Raw genomic sequence first — 16,268 nt, forward strand, 5'->3', positions numbered from 1 at the left:
CGGGGGTTTTCCCTACCTCTGCCGTATCGGCTCGGTCCTGTCGCGCCACGGCAGCTCCGCCGTGATCGTGGTCGGGCCGCCGTCCGGCGAGTCCACGACGAACAGGCCGTCGACCGCGTCGAGCCGCTCCGCGAGGCCCGACATACCGGTCCCCTTGTCCAGGCTCGCGCCGCCCCGCCCGTCGTCCCACACCTGTATGAGCAGCCGGTCCTGCGAGCGCCACACGTCCACCGAGGCGGACCGCGCGCCGCTGTGCTTGCTCACGTTCTGGAGCAGCTCGGAGACCGTGAAGTACGCGATGCCCTCGATCGCCTCCGCCGGCCGGCCCGGCAGATCCGCCGTCACCTTCACCGGCACCGTGCAGCGCGTGGCCACGGAGGACAGGGCCGCGTCGAGCCCGCGGTCGGTGAGGACCGCCGGATGAATGCCGCGCGCCAGGTCCCGCAGTTCCTGCAGCGCGAGCTTGACCTCGCCGTGCGCCTCGTCGACCATCGCCGCCACCGCCTCGTCGGCCTGGCCCTCCAGGAGCTTCTCCTTCGCGAGACCGAGCCCCATGGCCAGATTGACCAGCCGGGCCTGCGCCCCGTCGTGCAGATCGCGCTCGATGCGCCGCAGGTCGGCGGCGGCCGTGTCGACGACGACGCCCCGGTCCGACTCGAGCTCCTCGATCCGCCGCTCCAACTCGTCGGAGGGAGAGAGCAGCGCCCGCACCATCGCCCGGTCCGCATTGCCCAGACCGCGCGCGATGAACGGCAGTACCGGCCACAGCACGAACAGCCCGACCAGCGTCAGGGCGAACGTCAGCACGGCCCACGGCAACCGGATCACTTCGTACAGCACCGTGCGCCAGCCCACCGGGTCCTTGAGGCCGGTCCACAGCCAGCCGAAGAAGCCGCCCGTGCGCCGCATCGGCAGCGGGCTCGGCTCGTCAATGCGCACGCCGAGCAGGGCCCTTGCCCGCCCGCGCTCCGCCTTGCCGAGCAGCCGCGCGCCCCTGAGCCCGGCGGCGATCAGCGGAAGCCCGATCACCGTGACCGTGAGCCCCGCGCCGAGGGCCACCATCGTGACGGCGTACACGAATCCGAAGATGGACAGCGGGAAGCTGCTCAGGAGATAGGCGATCTCCTTCCACGTGGCGCTGTCGTACCCCAGTCGTGGCGGTGGCAGCACCGGATGGTCTTCGGAAGTGTCGAGTGGCTCGGTCATAGCGGCAAGAGTGCCCTGGCCCGGGGCGGGGCGCCATGAGGACGGCCGCCAAGTTGAGCGGGGGTTAACCCCACCACGAGCCCCACCTCGAGTTCGCTCTTGAGTTCCCCTCGAGTGCCTCCTCGGGTCCCACCTCGCCCAAGCCGCTCGGCCCCGGGCTGCTTACCGTCCCTTTAACAGGGCCTAGACTCCCGTGCGTACAGATCGTCGAACACAACGAACTCGCGAGGGGCGCAGGTACGTGACGGGATCGGACGGGACCGTCATCGCGGCGGACTACTTCCAGTCGTACTCGGTCGTCGGGCTGCTCGCCGTCGTCGGCGTGCTCTTCGTCGCCGTCGCCTTCGGCTCGGGGAAGCTGCTGCGCCCGGTGGTTCCCACCAGGGAAAAGTTCCTCACGTACGAATGCGGCGTCGACCCCGTCGGGGACGGCTGGGCGCACACCCAGGTCCGCTACTACGTGTACGCCTTCCTCTACGTGATCTTCGCGGTCGACTCGATCTTCCTCTTCCCTTGGGCCACGGTCTTCGCCGCGCCGGGATACGGCGCGACGACCCTCGTCGAGATGTTCATCTTCCTGGGCTTCCTCACCGTGGGCCTGCTGTACGCATACAAGAAGGGCGTCCTTACGTGGACGTGAGTGCCGTGACTCCTGCCCCCGAGCCCGCTCCTGCCCCCGTGGACCTGCCGGACCCCGTCGGACCTGTCGGACCTCTCGGGCCGAAGAAGTTGGGCGTGCTCTCGCGGCTCGCCCCCGAGCCGATGAAGGTGGTCCTCAACTGGGGCCGCCGCTACAGCCTGTGGGTCTTCAACTTCGGACTCGCCTGCTGTGCCATCGAGTTCATCGCCGCGTCCATGGCGCGCCACGACTTCATCCGGCTCGGCGTGATCCCGTTCGCACCGGGCCCGCGCCAGGCCGACCTGATGGTGGTCTCGGGCACGGTCACCGACAAGATGGCCCCCGCCGTGAAGCGGCTGTACGAGCAGATGCCCGAGCCGAAGTACGTCATCTCGTTCGGCGCCTGCTCCAACTGCGGCGGCCCGTACTGGGATTCGTACTCGGTGACCAAGGGCGTCGACCAGATCATCCCCGTCGACGTGTACGTGCCCGGGTGCCCGCCCCGTCCCGAGGCGCTGCTCCAGGGCATCCTCAAGCTCCAGGAGAAGATCGCCCGCGAGTCGCTCGGCGAGCGGTACGCCTCCGCCGACGCGGCGGCCGGGCGGCCCTCGGCGGCCGCGCTGAGCAGCGGACTCGTCCAGCCGCCCGCGCCCTCCGGGAAGCCGTCCGGGGGTGACCGATGAGCTGGCTGCCGGCCCCCGTGGAGGAGCTGTTCGGCGCCGAGGCCACGGTCGAGGAGGCGTACGACCTGCTGACCGTCGATGTGCCGGCGGCCGAGTGGATCGCGGCTCTGACGACGGCCCGTACGACGCTGGAGTGCACGTATTTCGACTGGTTGAGCGCGGTCGACGAGCCGGATGCCGGGTTCCGCGTATGCGCGCACGTCGCCGCCGTGGCGCCCCGGTCCGTACGTCGCCTGCTGCTGCGCACGACCGTTCCGCACGCGGCACCCGTGCTCGCGTCGGCGGTCGACGTGTACGCGGGCGCCGCCTGGCACGAGCGCGAGACGCACGAGATGTTCGGCGTCGACTTCACCGACCACCCGGGCCTCGACCCGCTCCTCCTGCCCGACGGCTTCGAAGGCCACCCTCTGCGCAAGGACTTCGTGCTCGCGGCGCGCGTCGCGAAGGCGTGGCCGGGCGCGAAGGAGCCGGGGGAGTCCGAGCACGGCGGCCCCAAGCGGCGCCAGATACTGCCACCCGGCGTCCCCGACCCGAACGAATGGGGCCCGCTGAAGGGGCAGTTGCCGCCTGCACCGGCCCGGCCCGCGCGGGGTGCGCGCGCCGCGGGCGCCGGTGCGGCGGGGCGTGCGGCGGGCGCCGCCGGTGCCGAGGGACGTGCGGCGGGGGAGCGGCCCGCGCGGCGCGCCCGGTCCGCGAGCCAGGGCTCGGCGAGCCAGGCGGCCGCGTCTGCGGGTGAAACCTCGGAGGCCCCGAAGGTGCCGGAGGCCCCGAAGACACCGGAAGCCCCGGAAGCGTCGCCGCGTCCGGCACGGCGCTCCCGCAGCGCCTCGCAGGGCTCCGCCTCCCAGAGCTCCGCCTCGCAACGCGAGACGCCCACCGAACCCCCGGCCCAGAGCCCGGAACCCGCACCGAAACCCCGCTCGAGCGACGCGCCCTGGCACCACGCCAAGCCCGCGTTCGACGAGGAGTCGAAGAAGCCGGAGCCCACCCCGGACGAGCCCCCGGCGGACAAGCCCGAGACTCCGACAGGCAACCCGGCAGACAAGCCCGAGACCCCGACAGACACCCCCGAGACCCGGCCGGACAACAACGGAGGCAACGAGTGAACGACGCCCTCGACGTCGCGCTGCGCCTCGTCGTCGTCTTCGTCGCCTTCCTGGTGCTGCCCCTGGTCGTCGGCCAGACCGAACACAAGGTCATGGCGCACATGCAGGGCCGCCTCGGTCCCATGTACGCGGGCGGTTTCCACGGCTGGGCCCAACTGGTCGCCGACGGCGTCAAGTTCGCGCAGAAGGAGGACGTGGTCCCGACCGAGGCCGACCGCCGCGTCTTCCAGATCGCCCCCGCGGTGGCCCTCCTCCCGTACCTCCTCGTGCTGCTCGCCATCCCGGTCGGGCCCGGCGACGGCGCGGTCGGCGCCGTCATCGACGCGGGCATCTTCTTCGTCCTCGCGGTCATGGGCGTCGGCGTCCTCGGCTCGCTGATGGCGGGCTGGGCGAGCGCCAACAAGTTCTCCCTCCTGGGCGGCCTGCGCACGGCCGCCCAACTCCTGGCGTACGAACTCCCGATGCTGCTCGCGGCGGCCTCCGTTGCCATGGCCGCGGGAACGGTCTCCCTCCCCGGCATCCTCGACGCCTTCGAGTGGTGGTGGCTGCCCTGGCAGATCGTTGGCGCCCTCGTCTTCTTCGTGGCGGGCCTCGCCGAACTCCAGCGTCCTCCGTTCGACATGCCGGTCGCCGACTCCGAGATCATCTTCGGCGCGTACACCGAGTACACGGGCCTGCGCTTCGCCCTGTTCCTGCTCGCCGAGTACGCGGGCATCGTGGTGCTCTGCGGACTGACCACGGTGCTGTTCCTGGGCGGCTGGCACGGACCGTGGGGCGCGGACGGCCTGGGCTGGGTGTGGACCCTGCTCAAGACCGCGGTCCTGGCCTTCGTCGTCATCTGGCTCCGCGTCACGTACCCCCGACTGCGCGAGGACCAGCTGCAGAAGCTCGCCTGGACCACCCTCGTCCCCCTCGCCCTCGCGCAGATCGCGCTCACCGGAATCGTGAAGGTGGCGATCAACTGATGGCCCGCCCGTCGCCCGACCCCCGCCCCTCAACGACGCCCTCCGGGCGGCCCCGCCGATCTGTCCCGGGGTCCGGCCTGGCCAAGGGCCTCGCCGTCACCCTTCGCACGATGACGAAGAAGACCGTCACCGAGCAGTACCCGGAGCACCAGCCCGAACTCCCGCCCCGCACCCGCGGCGTCATCGGGCTCTTCGAGGAGAACTGCACGGTCTGCATGCTGTGCGCCCGGGAGTGCCCGGACTGGTGCATCTACATCGACTCCCACAAGGAGACGGTCCCGCCTGCCGTCGAGGGCGGCCGCGAGCGCAGCCGCAACGTCCTCGACCGTTTCGCCATCGACTTCTCCCTCTGCATGTACTGCGGTATCTGCATCGAGGTGTGCCCCTTCGACGCGCTGTTCTGGTCCCCGGAGTTCGAGTACGCCGAGACCGACATCCGCGAGCTCACCCACGAGCGCGACAAGCTCCGCGAGTGGATGTGGACGGTCCCGTCCCCACCCGCCCTCGACCCCGCGGCCGAGGACCCCAAGGAACTGGCGGCGGCCCGCAAATCCGCGGACAAACTGGCAGCGGCCCAAGAGGCAGCAGCCCAGGAGCCCCCGGTCGGCGGCCCCGCAGCCGGGGACCCGTCGGCACCGGCCGCCGGACCGCAGGCCACCCCCAACGACCCCAATAACCCCAACGCCCCCGGAGAGGAGCCCACCGCATGACCCTCGCCGCATCGGCGGCCGTCGCCACGGCAGTCGACAGCCCTGGGTTCCTCTCCCCGTCCGGCGTCGAGATCGCCTTCGTGCTCGTGGGCCTCGTGACCTTCACCGCGGCGATCGTCACCGTCACCACGAAGCAACTGGTGCACGCCGCCCTGTGGCTGGTCGTCGCCCTCGGCGGGCTCGCCGTCGAGTACCTCCTGCTCACAGCCGAGTTCATCGCCTGGGTACAGGTCCTCATCTACGTCGGTTCCGTCGTGGTCCTCCTCCTGTTCGGCCTGATGCTGACCCGCGCGCCCATCGGCCGCTCCCCGGACGCGGACAGCCCCAACCGCTGGGCCGCCCTGACCGTGGCCGTCGCTTCCGCCGCCGCCCTGATCTGGGTCGTCGTCGACGCGTTCCGCACGACCTGGATCGACCTCGACGGCCCGGTGCAGGGCAGCACGGACGTGACCGGCTCGATCCTCTTCAAGCACTGGGTCCTGCCGTTCGAGGCGCTCTCGGTCCTGCTCCTCGCCGCCCTGGTCGGCGCGATCGTCCTGTCCCGCAGGAACAACACCGCCTCGGCCCCGGGAGCGGCCGAGGCGCCTGGGACGCCCGAGTCGACCAAGTCGACCAAGTCGACCAAGTCGACCAAGTCGACCAAGTCGCCCGAGTCGCTCGAAGGCGAGGGAACCCGCTGATGCACCTCGCCTACCCCGCCGTCCTCTCCTCCCTCCTCTTCTGTACGGGCCTGTACGGCGTACTGGCCCGCCGCAACGCGATCCTGGTCCTGATGTCGGTCGAGCTGATGCTCAACGCCGTCAACCTGAACCTCGTCGCCTTCGACGTCTGGCTGCGCGACACCCTCCACGCGGGCCAGGCCCTGACCCTGTTCACCATCGCCATCGCCGCCGCCGAGATCGGCATCGGCCTGGCGATCGTCCTGGCCGTCTACCGGAACCGCGGCACGTCGGACATCGACAAGCTGCGCGACTCCGCCGAGCCCCACGACCCGGACGACGACCCGCACGACCCGTCCGAGACACCGGCCGCCGCCGGCACCGCGGACGAGAAGGCCGAGGCCACCGCGTGACCACGACGAACCTCGCCGTCCTCGTCCCCCTCCTGCCGTTCCTCGGCGCCGTCGCCGGTCTGCTCCTCGGCCGCACGGCCCCGGGCTTCGCCCGCCCGCTGGCCGTCCTGCCGACGCTGGCCGCGCTGGCCCTCGCCGCTGTCGTCGCCCTCGACCAGGGCGGCGGCACGGGCAACGGCACCGCCGCCCTCGACGCGCACACCCAGCTCGCCCCGACCGGCTCCGTGCCGATCGAACTCGCCCTGCACATCGACGGCTTCGCCGCCCTCGTCGCCGTCCTCGTCGGCCTGGTCGCGACCTGCGTGCAGATCTACTCGACGGGCTATCTGCGCAACGACCCGCGCTACCCCTCGTACGCCGCGCTCGTCTCGCTCTTCACCTCCGCGATGCTCCTGGTCGTCTACTCGGGCGACCTGATGGTCCTGCTGGTCGGCTGGGAAGTCATGGGCATCTGCTCGTACTTCCTCGTCGGCCACTACTGGGAGACCCCCGAGGCGCGGGCCGCCTCCCTCAAGGCGTTCCTGGTCACGAAGCTGGGCGATGTCCCCTTCCTCATCGGTCTGTTCGCGCTCGCCGTGGACACGGGGTCGTTCCGCATCACGACGATCCTGGGCAAGGTCACGACCGAGGGCGGCCTCGACCACCCGACCCTGATCGCCCTCCTGCTCCTGGCCGGTGTGGCGGGCAAGTCCGCGCAGTTCCCGCTGCACACCTGGCTGCCCGACGCGATGGCGGGCCCCACGCCCGTCTCCGCGCTGATCCACGCCGCGACGATGGTCGCCGCCGGTGTCTACTTCGTCGCCCGTCTCCTCCCGGTCTTCGCCGCCTCGCAGGCAGCGCTGATCGTCCTCGCGCTCATGGCCGCGGTGACCATGCTCGGCTCGGCCCTGGCCGCGCTCGCCCAGGACGACATCAAGCGGGTCCTCGCGTACTCGACCGTCGGCCAACTCGGCTACATGACCGGCGCCCTCGCCGTCGGCAGCCGCGACGCCGCCGTCTTCCACCTCCTCGCGCACGGCGCCTTCAAGGCGCTGCTGTTCCTCGGGGCGGGCGTGATCATCCACGCCGCCGGCACCAACTCGCTGGCCGCGATGTCCCGCATGAAGGGTCTGCGCGACCGCGTGCCGGACGCCTTCTGGACGGTGACCGTGGCGCTGCTCGCGCTCGCCGCGATCCCGCCGTTCAGCGGCTTCTTCTCCAAGGAGGCCGTCCTCGGCGCCGCCGAGCACACCGCCACCGGCCATGAGAACGGAGCCCTGACCGCGCCGACCGCGTCCGGCTGGATCGTCCTCGTGGCAGGCCTGCTCACGGCCCTGCTCACCGCCGCCTACGCGACCCGGTTCTGGCTCCTCGCGTTCAAGGGCAGCGGAACCGAGGCCCCCGACCACGGCAAGCAGCCGGTCACGATGAACGTCGTCCTGTGGGTCCTGGCGATCCCCTCCCTCGGCTTCGGACTGCTCGCGGGCGTGCTGCCCGACTGGTTCGACGGCACCTCCCTCACGCCGACGCTGACCACCTCCGTCCTCGGCACCGGCTTCGCGCTCGTCGGCGGACTGGTCACCTACGCGGCCTGGCGCCACACCACCGCGATGGCGGCCCGCCGCACCCCGATCGGCGCCGTCGCGGTCGACACCGAGTCCGGCGACGCGGGCCTGGTCGAGGCCGAGGCCATCGCGACACACACCCCCGCGTACGGGGACATCGCCGCCGCCCCAGACCCGGCCGACCCCGGCCGTCTGCTGCTCGGCCCGCTGCACCGCCACGCGGCCGTCGGCTTCCACCTCGACGCCGTCTACGCGGCGCTCTTCGTCCGCCCGGTGCAGGCCGGCGCCGCACTGGTCCGTTTCCTCGACCGCGCCGTCGTCGACACCTACGTACGCGGGGCGGCCGAAGCGCCGAAGGCGCTGGGCTGGGCCGTGCGCAGGGCCCAGACCGGAAACGTGCAGACCTACCTCAGCGCACTGCTCGCAGGCACCGTCGTTCTGGTGGTCGCCGTCGTCCTCGTCGCCACCGCCGGAGCGTGAGCAGCCGTGATCGATATCAGCGAATCCGTGATGCAGTTCCTTCTCGCATTGATCGTCGTCGGCCCGCTCATCGGTGCCGTCCTCGCCCTTCTCCCGGCCCCGCCCGGACTGAAGGGGAACTCCCCTGACCAGGCCGTGCTCCGCCACGGCGTGACCGTGAGCGGCGTGATCCTCATCGCCGCGATCGTCCTCGCGCTCGGCTTCGACCACGACCAGCCGTCGAAGATGCAGGCCACGACCGACATCAGCTGGATCCCCGCGCTCGACGTGCGTATCCACCTCGGCATCGACGGCATCTCGCTCCCCCTCCTCGTACTCACGGCGCTGCTGACGTTCCTGTGCGCGCTGTACTCCTACTTCCACATGCCGGCCGGGCCGTCCCCCAAGGCGTTCGTCGCCCTGATCCTCGTCCTGGAATCGGGAACGCTCGCGACCTTCGCCGTCCTGGACCTCCTTCTCTTCTTTCTCGCGTTCGAGATGGTCCTCATCCCGATGTACTTCCTCATCGCCCGCTGGGGCGGTGCGCAACGGACGCAAGCCGCCTGGAAGTTCATCCTCTTCACGCTGCTCGGCTCAGTCGTGATGCTGCTCGGACTCCTCCTTATCGGCGTTAAGTCGGGCACGTTCGACATGATGGCACTCGCCACTGACAACGGCCGGGGGCTGACCGCATCCGTGCAGGTCATCGCCGTTCTGGCGATCGGGATCGGGCTCGCGGTGAAGACCCCGATGTGGCCGCTGCACAGCTGGCTGCCCGACGCCCACACCGCCGCCCCGACCGTCGGATCGGTCCTCCTCGCCGGTGTCCTGCTGAAGATGGGTACGTATGGGTTCGTCCGGATCCTGCTCCCCATCGCGCCCGACGGGATGCGGACCTTCGCGCCGTACCTCGCCGCGCTCGCCGTCGTCGGGATCATCTACGGGTCCCTGGCCTGCCTGAACCTGGCCAAGCAGGGCGCGAAGGGCGACCTCAAGCGCCTCATCGCGTACTCCTCCGTCGGCCACATGGGCTTCGTGCTGCTCGGCATCTCGACGATGAGCGCGACCGGCGTGAACGGTGCGCTGTTCGCCAACATCGCCCACGGGCTCATCACCGGCCTGCTCTTCTTCCTCGTCGGCGCGCTCAAGGACCGGACCGGCACCAGCGACCTCGACGCCCTCGCCGAGCAGGGCGGCATGGCCCTGTACGGCAAGGCGCCGCGCCTCGGCGGCCTCCTCGCGTTCGCTGCCGTCGCCTCGCTCGGGCTGCCGGGTCTCGCCGGTTTCTGGGGCGAAATGCTCGCGCTGTTCGGCGCGTTCAAGCCCGCCGACGACCTCAGCCGCCCGGCGTTCCTCGTCTTCATGGCGATCGCGGCCTTCGGCACGCTGCTCACCGCCGCGTACATGCTGATCGTGGTCCGCCGCGTCTGCATGGGCCCCCGCCAGAAGGAAACCCCGGCGGCTCCGGAGGCACCCGTGCTCGCCGATGTGCGCGGCTACGAGTTCGCCACCTGGACCCCGCTCGTCGCCCTCACCGTCCTCGCGGGCCTGTGGCCCGCCGCCCTGCTCGGCCTCACGAACCCGGCCGTGCAGAAGCTCCTCGCAGGAGGCCTCCAGTGATCGCCGTCGCCGCGCCCTCCGTGGCGTCCCTCGTCCAGTCCGTCGACTGGGTCGCCATCGCGCCGCCCACGATCGCTGCGGTCGTGGCCCTCGTCGTGCTGGTCGCCGACCTGTTCGTGGCGGAGCGCCGCAAGCCGGTACTGGGCTGGATCTCCGTCGCGGGCCTTGTGGCCGCGGCGCTCGCGCTGCTGCCGCTGATCGGGGACGAGCGCTCCACGTTCTGCCTCAAGGGCGCCTCGTACGACGCCTGCAGCTATACGGCGGACCGCTTCACGCTCGTCATCCAGTTCCTGGTCCTGGCCGGCGCCCTGCTCACCGCGCTGCTCTCGATCAGCTCCCTGAAGGACGCGAAGAACGCGAAGAAGCCTCTCCCCGAAGGGGAGTTCTGGTTCCTCCTGCTGTCCTCCGCCGCCGGCGCGGCCCTGCTGCCCGCGTCCCGTGACCTGGCCACGCTCGTCGTCGCCCTGGAAGTCGCCTCGCTCCCCGCCTTCGCCCTCGTGGGCCTCAAGCAGGGCGACAAGCGCTCCTCCGACGCGGCCCTGAAGTTCTTCCTCTCCTCGGTCACCGCGACCGCCGTCACCCTGCTCGGCGTGAGCTTCGTGTACGCGTCCACGGGCACCCTGCACCTGACGCGGGTCGCCACCGAACTCACCCACGTGGACGGCCAGTTCCACACCCTCGCCCAGACCGGCGTCGCGCTCACCCTGGTGGGCTTCGCCTTCAAGACGGCCGCCGTGCCGTTCCACTTCTGGGTACCCGACACCTACGTAGGCGCGCCGCTGCCGATCGCCGCCTACTTGTCGGTCATCGGCAAGGCCGTCGGCTTCTCCGGCCTCATCCTCGTCACGGTCGTCGCGTTCCCCTCGTACGCCGACGTGTGGGGGCCGGCCCTCGCCGCGCTCGCCGCACTGACCATGACCGTCGGAAACGTGGCCGCCATCCGTCAGCAGGCCACGCGCGCGTACAGCGCCGTCCGCCTGCTCGCCTGGTCCTCCGTCGGCCAGGCCGGCTACCTCCTGGTGCCGATCGCCGCGGCCGCGTACTCCGACGACCCGCAGAAGTCGATCGGCTCCACCCTCGCGTACGCCCTCATGTACGCCGCGGTGAACCTGGGCGCCTTCGCGGTGGCCGCTCTGGTCGCCCGTACGAAGCCGCTGAACCGCATCAGCGACTACCGGGGCCTGTACGCCTCGAACCCGCTCGCCGCGCTCGTCCTGGGCTTCTTCCTGCTGTGTCTCGCGGGCCTGCCGCCGGGCATCATCGGCCTCTTCGCGAAGGTCACGGTCTTCTCGGCGGCCGTCGACGCGGGGATGGGCTGGCTCGCCGTCGTCATGGCCGTGAACGTCGTGATCGCGCTCTTCTACTACCTCCAGTGGACCGCGACCCTCTTCCGCGCCCCTGAAGGCGAACCCGCCGTCCACCGTGCATCCAGGCCGCTCACTGCGGCGATCGCCGTCACAGCCGTCATCGGAGTGGTTCTCTCCGGCGCACCCCAGTTGGTCCTGCGTTTTGCCTCGACGGGCCTCTTCTAGGCACCCTCGTACGGCATCACACGTACGGGCCGGTTACGGGCCCCACACCAATGACTACAGCCACACATCAAGGAGACAGGCGTCGTGCTGAGCGGGTTCAAGGACTTCATCCTTCGCGGAAACATCATCACGATGGCCATCGGCCTCGCGGTCGGAACCGCGTTCACGGCTGTGGTCACCGCACTCAGCACGGCGTTCATCGCGCCGCTCATCGGTGTCGCCACGAAGTCGACCGGCGACTTCAGTGAGGCGCACTTCACGGTCGAGGGCACGGACTTCCCGTACGGCAAGTTCGTCAGCGCGATCATCGCCTTCCTGATCACCGCCGCGGTGCTCTACTTCCTGATCGTCGTCCCGATGATGAAGCTCCAGGCGCGCCTGGACCGCGGCAAGCCCGTCGACATCAAGGCGGCCCTGCGCGACTGCCCGCGCTGCTACACCCAGATCCCCGGCGTCGCCACCCGCTGCGCGCACTGCACGAGCGAGATCGAGGCGGACCCGCAGGCCCTGGAACTGGCGGGGCTGCCGCAGCAGCGCTGACCCGGTCGGCCTACACGCCCGCACGGGCCCGTCCCGGGCGGACAAGGGAACTCGTCCTCCTCGTCTGGCGTTGACCAGTCAGGGAGGGTCCACTGGACGTGGAAACGCACACAGACTCCAGACCCAGTGGAAGCAGCAGACAAGCAAGCAGTGGGTTCCCCTGCCGCACCATCAGGAGGACGTACCGTGCACCGCCGGCACAACGGGTTGAAGACCGCCGTACTCCTCGGAGGCCTGTCCGCCCTCATCCTCGTCATCGGCAGCTTCTTCGGCCGTACGGGGCTCATCGTCGGGCTCGTCATCGCCCTGGGGACGAACGCATACGCGTACTGGAACAGCGACAAGCTGGCCCTGCGCGCGATGCGTGCCCGCCCGGTGAGCGAATTCGAGGCGCCCGCGCTGTACCGGATGGTGCGCGAGCTCTCCACGCAGGCGCGTCAGCCCATGCCGCGCCTGTACATCTCTCCTACGGAGGCACCGAACGCGTTCGCGACGGGCCGCAATCCGCGCAACGCCGCAGTGTGCTGCACCGAGGGAATCCTGCGCCTCCTGGACGAGCGGGAGCTGCGCGGTGTCATCGGGCACGAACTGAGCCACGTCTACAACCGCGACATCCTGATCTCCTCGGTCGCCGGAGCCCTCGCCTCCGTGATCATGTTCCTGGTCAACTTCGCGTGGCTGATCCCGGTCGGCCGCTCGAACGACGACGACGGACCCGGCATCTTCGGAATGCTCCTGATCATGATCCTGGGGCCCCTCGCGGCGTCCCTGATCCAGCTCGCCATCAGCCGCTCCCGCGAGTACGAGGCCGATGCCTCGGGCGCCCAGCTGACCGGTGACCCGCTGGCCCTGGCGAGCGCCCTGCGCAAGCTCGAGGCGGGCACGAAGCAGCTGCCCCTGCCGCCCGAGCCGCGCATCGAGACGGCGAGCCACATGATGATCGCCAACCCCTTCCGCCCCGGGCAGGGAATGTCGAAGATGTTCTCCACGCACCCGCCGATGGCGGACCGTATTTCCCGGCTCGAGCAGATGGCAGGTCGCCAACAGTGAAGACAATCCTCAACGTCATATGGCTGATCCTGAGCGGCTTCTGGCTGTTTCTCGGCTACGTTCTGGCCGGCCTCCTGCTGTGCATCACGATCATCGGGATCCCGTTCGGGATCGCCTCCTTCAGGATCGGCGTCTACGCCCTGTGGCCCTTCGGGCGCACGACGGTCGAGCGCCGGGACGCGGGCGCGCCCTCCTGCGTCGGCAACGTGCTGTGGCTGATCCTCGCGGGCTGGTGGCTGGCCCTGGCGCACATCGTCACCGGCGTCGCCCTGTGCGTGACGATCATCGGCATCCCGTTCGGCATCGCCAACTTCAAGATGATTCCGCTCTCGCTGCTGCCGCTCGGCCGCGAAATCGTGCCCACGGACCAGCCGTTCGCGGCGCGCTAGGCCGAGCCGCCTGTGGTGCCGTGCGCACCACGCGCGCGTAGCCGGACCACGTAGGCGAGCACCCCCAGGGCGATGACACCCGCCCCCGCCGCAACGGACGACACGGGCAGCGAGCACGCCAGTGCCAGGCACCCCGCGGCCCCGAGCGCCGGCAGTGCCCGCGCGCGTACCGCGGAACTCAGCGTCCACGCTGAGGCATTGGCGATCGCGTAGTACACCAGCACACCGAACGACGAGAACCCGATCGCCCCGCGCACGTCGCCGAAGGCCGCCACGACGGCCACCACGGCCCCGACCGTGAGCTCGGCCCGCCGCGGCACCTGGAAGCGCGGGTGCACGGCCGCCAGGGCGCCCGGCAGGTGCCGGTCCCGCGCCATCGCGAGCGTCGTCCGGGACACCCCCAGGATCAGCGCCAGCAGCGACCCGAGCGCCGCCACCGCCGCCCCCGCCCGCACCACCGGCACGAGACCGTCGCCGCCGGCCGCCCGTACGGCGTCGGCCAGCGGGGCCGAGGCCCGCGCGAGCCCGTCCACGCCGAGCACGGCGACGGTGGCGGCGCCCACGGCGGCGTACACGACCAAGGTGATCCCGAGCGCCATGGGGATCGCCCGCGGAATGGTCCGCGCCGGATCCCGCACCTCCTCGCCGAGCGTCGCCACGCGCGCGTACCCGGCGAACGCGAAGAACAGCAGCCCGGCGCCGCTCAGCACGCCGCTCTCGCCCTCGGAGAGCCCGGGAGCGAGCCGCCCGGCCTCGGCGCTCCCCGACCCCGCACACGCCACCACTACGGCCGCCAGGACGGCGAGCACGACCGCGACGACGATCCGCGTCAGCCAGGCCGACTTCTGCACCCCGAAGCAGTTCACGGCGGTCAGCGCCACGACCGCCGCGACCGCCACCGCGTGTGCCTGCCCCGGCCACACGTACGTCCCCACGGTCAGCGCCATCGCCGCGCACGAGGCCGACTTGCCGACGACGAACGCCCAGCCCGCCAGATACCCCCAGAAGGGACCGAGCCGCTCCCGCCCGTACACATACGTGCCTCCGGACACGGGATACACAGCCGCGAGCCGCGCTGACGACATCGCATTGCAGTAGGCCACCACGGCCGCCACCGCGAGCGCGTACAGCACCCCTGTACCGGCCACCCGCGCCGCGGGCCCGAGCACCGCGAAGACGCCCGCCCCGATCATCGACCCGAGGCCGACGAGCACGGCGTCCCGCACACCCAGCGCCCTGCGAAGGGGAGTTCCCGGCTGTGTCATGTGCCGCACACTAAAGGGCTCGTGCAACCACATCATGCCTACCTGTCGTCCTTCTGGGCAGCAGGGAGCCAGGGCGACGACGCACTCGGCGACCCGTCAAGAACGACGCAACAAGGCGCTGCAGCAAGGCAGAAGGCAGTACGCGCCACAGCACTACTGAAGGGCAGAACGCGGCATGGGCATCATCGGCTGGATCATCCTTGGACTGCTGGCCGGTGCCATCGCCAAGTTCCTGTTGCCCGGCCGGGACCCGGGCGGCTTGATCGGTACGACCCTCATCGGCGTCGCGGGTTCCTTCATCGGCGGCTGGATATCGTCCCGTTGGCTCGACCGCCCCGTATCCACGGACTTCTACGACGGCGCGACCTGGATCGCCGCGATCGGTGGCGCGCTCGTCCTCCTGATCGCCTACCGCATCTTCTTCGGCGACTCGCGCAGTCGCCGCTGAGCTGCAGCCGGCAGCAAGGAGGGGCGGCACCCGTCGGGTGCCGCCCCTTCGCTTACGTAGGCGCTTACGGGCGCTACGTAGGCCACTGCGAGCCGCGAAGCATCCCTGTAGGCAGTAGTCCTACCGGTAGTTCACGAACTGCAGCGCGAAGTCGAAGTCCTTGCCCTTGAGCAACTGCTGGACGGTCTGCAGGTCGTCACGGCTCTTCGAGCTGACGCGCAGCTCTTCGCCCTGCACCTGCGCCTTGACGCCCTTCGGGCCCTCGTCGCGGATCGTCTTCGCGACCTTCTTGGCGTTCTCCTGGGAGATGCCCTCCTCGATGGAGGCGAAGATCTTGTACTCCTTGCCGGAGAGCTGCGGCTCGCCCGCGTCCAGCGACTTCAGCGAGATCCCGCGCTTGACCAGCTTGGTCTGGAAGATGTCGAGGATGGCATTGACCCGCTCCTCGCCGTTCGCCTCCATCAGGATCTTCTCGCCGGACCAGGAGATGGATGCGCCCACGTTCTTGAAGTCGTAGCGCTGCGAGATCTCCTTGGCGGCCTGGTTGAGGGCGTTGTCGACCTCCTGCCGCTCGACCTTCGAGACGATGTCGAAACTGGAGTCGGCCATGTCCTGTGGCTCCTTGTATCGGGGGTGGATCGGGTACTGGTCGGGTTACGACCGGGTTCTGCTCTGGTTGCGCGCCGGGGAAGTCGCGCCAAGAGCAGCCTAGCCACCGTGCCGCGCCCGGCCGCCGATCAATCGGGTGGCGAAGCACCCCCGTGCATCAGGTATTGTTTACGTCGTTGCCAGCGAGCACCGCCGCAAAGCGGGGCCCGGGGCAGCAAACCCAAGGCGGTGTGCCCGAGCGGCCAAAGGGAGCAGACTGTAAATCTGCCGGCTCAGCCTTCCCAGGTTCGAATCCTGGCGCCGCCACTTGGAAGCAAAAAGGCCCCTGGCCTGCTGAAACAGCAGGCCAGGGGCCTTTTTGGTGTGTGCTCTCAGCTGGGCTGGACTGTCTCACTCCTTCTCGGTTTCGAACGCTCCGTCTCAGAGTGTGTGGACGGGGCGTGGACGGGAT

The 16,268-nt window shown here is 70.3% G+C and carries 17 protein-coding genes and 1 tRNA gene; 15 read left to right on the forward strand and 3 right to left on the reverse strand.

The annotated features are described in order from the left end of the window. Window positions 1-12: 12 nt before the first annotated feature. Window positions 13-1,206 carry a sensor histidine kinase AbrC1 gene (abrC1, locus tag OG746_RS08210; protein ID WP_266712947.1) on the reverse strand — a complete coding sequence of 398 codons (1,194 nt, stop codon included), beginning with the start codon at window positions 1,204-1,206 and terminating at the stop codon, window positions 13-15. A gap of 241 nt (window positions 1,207-1,447) precedes the next feature. Here abrC1 and OG746_RS08215 point away from each other — a divergent pair, with 241 nt between their 5' ends. The 13 genes from OG746_RS08215 to OG746_RS08275 all read left to right on the forward strand — a co-directional run bounded on the left by OG746_RS08215 (window position 1,448) and on the right by OG746_RS08275 (window position 13,495). Continuing rightward, entirely contained in the window at window positions 1,448-1,846 is a 399-nt protein-coding gene (locus OG746_RS08215) for an NADH-quinone oxidoreductase subunit A (RefSeq protein WP_266712948.1), read from the forward strand. Then, on the forward strand, window positions 1,816-2,508 hold the full coding sequence (locus OG746_RS08220; protein WP_524540459.1) for an NADH-quinone oxidoreductase subunit B: 693 nt from the start codon (window positions 1,816-1,818) through the stop codon (window positions 2,506-2,508). Before OG746_RS08215 ends, OG746_RS08220 begins: the two co-directional genes overlap by 31 nt. Then, on the forward strand, window positions 2,505-3,614 hold the full coding sequence (locus OG746_RS08225) for an NADH-quinone oxidoreductase subunit C (protein WP_266712950.1): 1,110 nt from the start codon (window positions 2,505-2,507) through the stop codon (window positions 3,612-3,614). The genes OG746_RS08220 and OG746_RS08225 overlap by 4 nt, the downstream gene beginning before the upstream one ends. Beyond that, a complete protein-coding gene (locus OG746_RS08230; RefSeq protein WP_266712951.1) occupies window positions 3,611-4,579 on the forward strand; it encodes a complex I subunit 1/NuoH family protein in 969 nt (322 codons plus the stop codon). Before OG746_RS08225 ends, OG746_RS08230 begins: the two co-directional genes overlap by 4 nt. A 110-nt stretch (window positions 4,580-4,689) precedes the next feature. Then, window positions 4,690-5,289, forward strand: a complete 600-nt coding sequence (locus OG746_RS08235) for a NuoI/complex I 23 kDa subunit family protein (protein ID WP_266712952.1) — start codon at window positions 4,690-4,692, stop codon at window positions 5,287-5,289. Next, complete coding sequence (locus OG746_RS08240; RefSeq protein WP_266712953.1) at window positions 5,286-5,969, forward strand: NADH-quinone oxidoreductase subunit J family protein; 684 nt, start codon at window positions 5,286-5,288, stop codon at window positions 5,967-5,969. The genes OG746_RS08235 and OG746_RS08240 overlap by 4 nt, the downstream gene beginning before the upstream one ends. Beyond that, a complete protein-coding gene (nuoK, locus tag OG746_RS08245) occupies window positions 5,969-6,361 on the forward strand; it encodes an NADH-quinone oxidoreductase subunit NuoK (protein WP_266712954.1) in 393 nt (130 codons plus the stop codon). The genes OG746_RS08240 and nuoK overlap by 1 nt, the downstream gene beginning before the upstream one ends. Next, window positions 6,358-8,385: an NADH-quinone oxidoreductase subunit 5 family protein gene (locus tag OG746_RS08250; RefSeq protein ID WP_266712956.1), complete on the forward strand. Its 2,028-nt coding sequence runs from the start codon at window positions 6,358-6,360 to the stop codon at window positions 8,383-8,385. The genes nuoK and OG746_RS08250 overlap by 4 nt, the downstream gene beginning before the upstream one ends. A gap of 6 nt (window positions 8,386-8,391) precedes the next feature. Further along, complete coding sequence (locus OG746_RS08255; protein WP_266712958.1) at window positions 8,392-9,984, forward strand: complex I subunit 4 family protein; 1,593 nt, start codon at window positions 8,392-8,394, stop codon at window positions 9,982-9,984. After that, the gene (locus tag OG746_RS08260; protein ID WP_266712960.1) at window positions 9,981-11,516 is read left to right on the forward strand and encodes an NADH-quinone oxidoreductase subunit N; all 1,536 of its coding nucleotides are present in this window, start codon (window positions 9,981-9,983) and stop codon (window positions 11,514-11,516) included. The genes OG746_RS08255 and OG746_RS08260 overlap by 4 nt, the downstream gene beginning before the upstream one ends. Before the next feature lie 84 nt (window positions 11,517-11,600). Beyond that, window positions 11,601-12,056: a large conductance mechanosensitive channel protein MscL gene (gene mscL / locus OG746_RS08265; protein WP_266712962.1), complete on the forward strand. Its 456-nt coding sequence runs from the start codon at window positions 11,601-11,603 to the stop codon at window positions 12,054-12,056. 186 nt (window positions 12,057-12,242) lie between these two features. Then, window positions 12,243-13,106: a zinc metalloprotease HtpX gene (gene htpX / locus OG746_RS08270; RefSeq protein WP_266712964.1), complete on the forward strand. Its 864-nt coding sequence runs from the start codon at window positions 12,243-12,245 to the stop codon at window positions 13,104-13,106. After that, window positions 13,103-13,495 carry a YccF domain-containing protein gene (locus tag OG746_RS08275; RefSeq protein WP_266712966.1) on the forward strand — a complete coding sequence of 131 codons (393 nt, stop codon included), beginning with the start codon at window positions 13,103-13,105 and terminating at the stop codon, window positions 13,493-13,495. Before htpX ends, OG746_RS08275 begins: the two co-directional genes overlap by 4 nt. Here OG746_RS08275 and OG746_RS08280 read toward each other — a convergent pair. Then, on the reverse strand, window positions 13,492-14,760 hold the full coding sequence (locus tag OG746_RS08280; RefSeq protein WP_266712968.1) for an APC family permease: 1,269 nt from the start codon (window positions 14,758-14,760) through the stop codon (window positions 13,492-13,494). The two genes, OG746_RS08275 and OG746_RS08280, sit on opposite strands and share 4 nt — an antisense overlap. Window positions 14,761-14,935: 175 nt before the next feature. Between OG746_RS08280 and OG746_RS08285 the strand changes: the two genes are divergently transcribed. Next, a complete protein-coding gene (locus OG746_RS08285) occupies window positions 14,936-15,208 on the forward strand; it encodes a GlsB/YeaQ/YmgE family stress response membrane protein (RefSeq protein WP_266712970.1) in 273 nt (90 codons plus the stop codon). A 120-nt stretch (window positions 15,209-15,328) separates the two neighbouring features. Here the strand turns inward: OG746_RS08285 and OG746_RS08290 are convergent, their stop codons facing one another. Beyond that, on the reverse strand, window positions 15,329-15,817 hold the full coding sequence (locus OG746_RS08290; RefSeq protein ID WP_266712972.1) for a YajQ family cyclic di-GMP-binding protein: 489 nt from the start codon (window positions 15,815-15,817) through the stop codon (window positions 15,329-15,331). 224 nt (window positions 15,818-16,041) lie between these two features. Between OG746_RS08290 and OG746_RS08295 the strand changes: the two genes are divergently transcribed. Continuing rightward, window positions 16,042-16,123: transfer RNA gene (locus OG746_RS08295), tRNA-Tyr, on the forward strand. Window positions 16,124-16,268 lie beyond the last annotated feature (145 nt).

It is taken from the genome of Streptomyces sp. NBC_01016 (assembly GCF_026341035.1).
In the GTDB taxonomy this organism is placed as follows: domain Bacteria; phylum Actinomycetota; class Actinomycetes; order Streptomycetales; family Streptomycetaceae; genus Streptomyces.

Bases quoted from the DNA above. Each gene is read 5' to 3' on its own strand.
- abrC1 (WP_266712947.1), bottom strand. From the start codon at position 1,206: ATGACCGAGCCACTCGACACTTCCGAAGACCATCCGGTGCTGCCACCG.
- OG746_RS08225 (WP_266712950.1), top strand. From the start codon at position 2,505: ATGAGCTGGCTGCCGGCCCCCGTGGAGGAGCTGTTCGGCGCCGAGGCC.
- OG746_RS08235 (WP_266712952.1), top strand. From the start codon at position 4,690: ATGACGAAGAAGACCGTCACCGAGCAGTACCCGGAGCACCAGCCCGAA.
- OG746_RS08240 (WP_266712953.1), top strand. From the start codon at position 5,286: ATGACCCTCGCCGCATCGGCGGCCGTCGCCACGGCAGTCGACAGCCCT.
- nuoK (WP_266712954.1), top strand. From the start codon at position 5,969: ATGCACCTCGCCTACCCCGCCGTCCTCTCCTCCCTCCTCTTCTGTACG.
- OG746_RS08280 (WP_266712968.1), bottom strand. From the start codon at position 14,760: ATGACACAGCCGGGAACTCCCCTTCGCAGGGCGCTGGGTGTGCGGGAC.
- OG746_RS08285 (WP_266712970.1), top strand. From the start codon at position 14,936: ATGGGCATCATCGGCTGGATCATCCTTGGACTGCTGGCCGGTGCCATC.
- OG746_RS08290 (WP_266712972.1), bottom strand. From the start codon at position 15,817: ATGGCCGACTCCAGTTTCGACATCGTCTCGAAGGTCGAGCGGCAGGAG.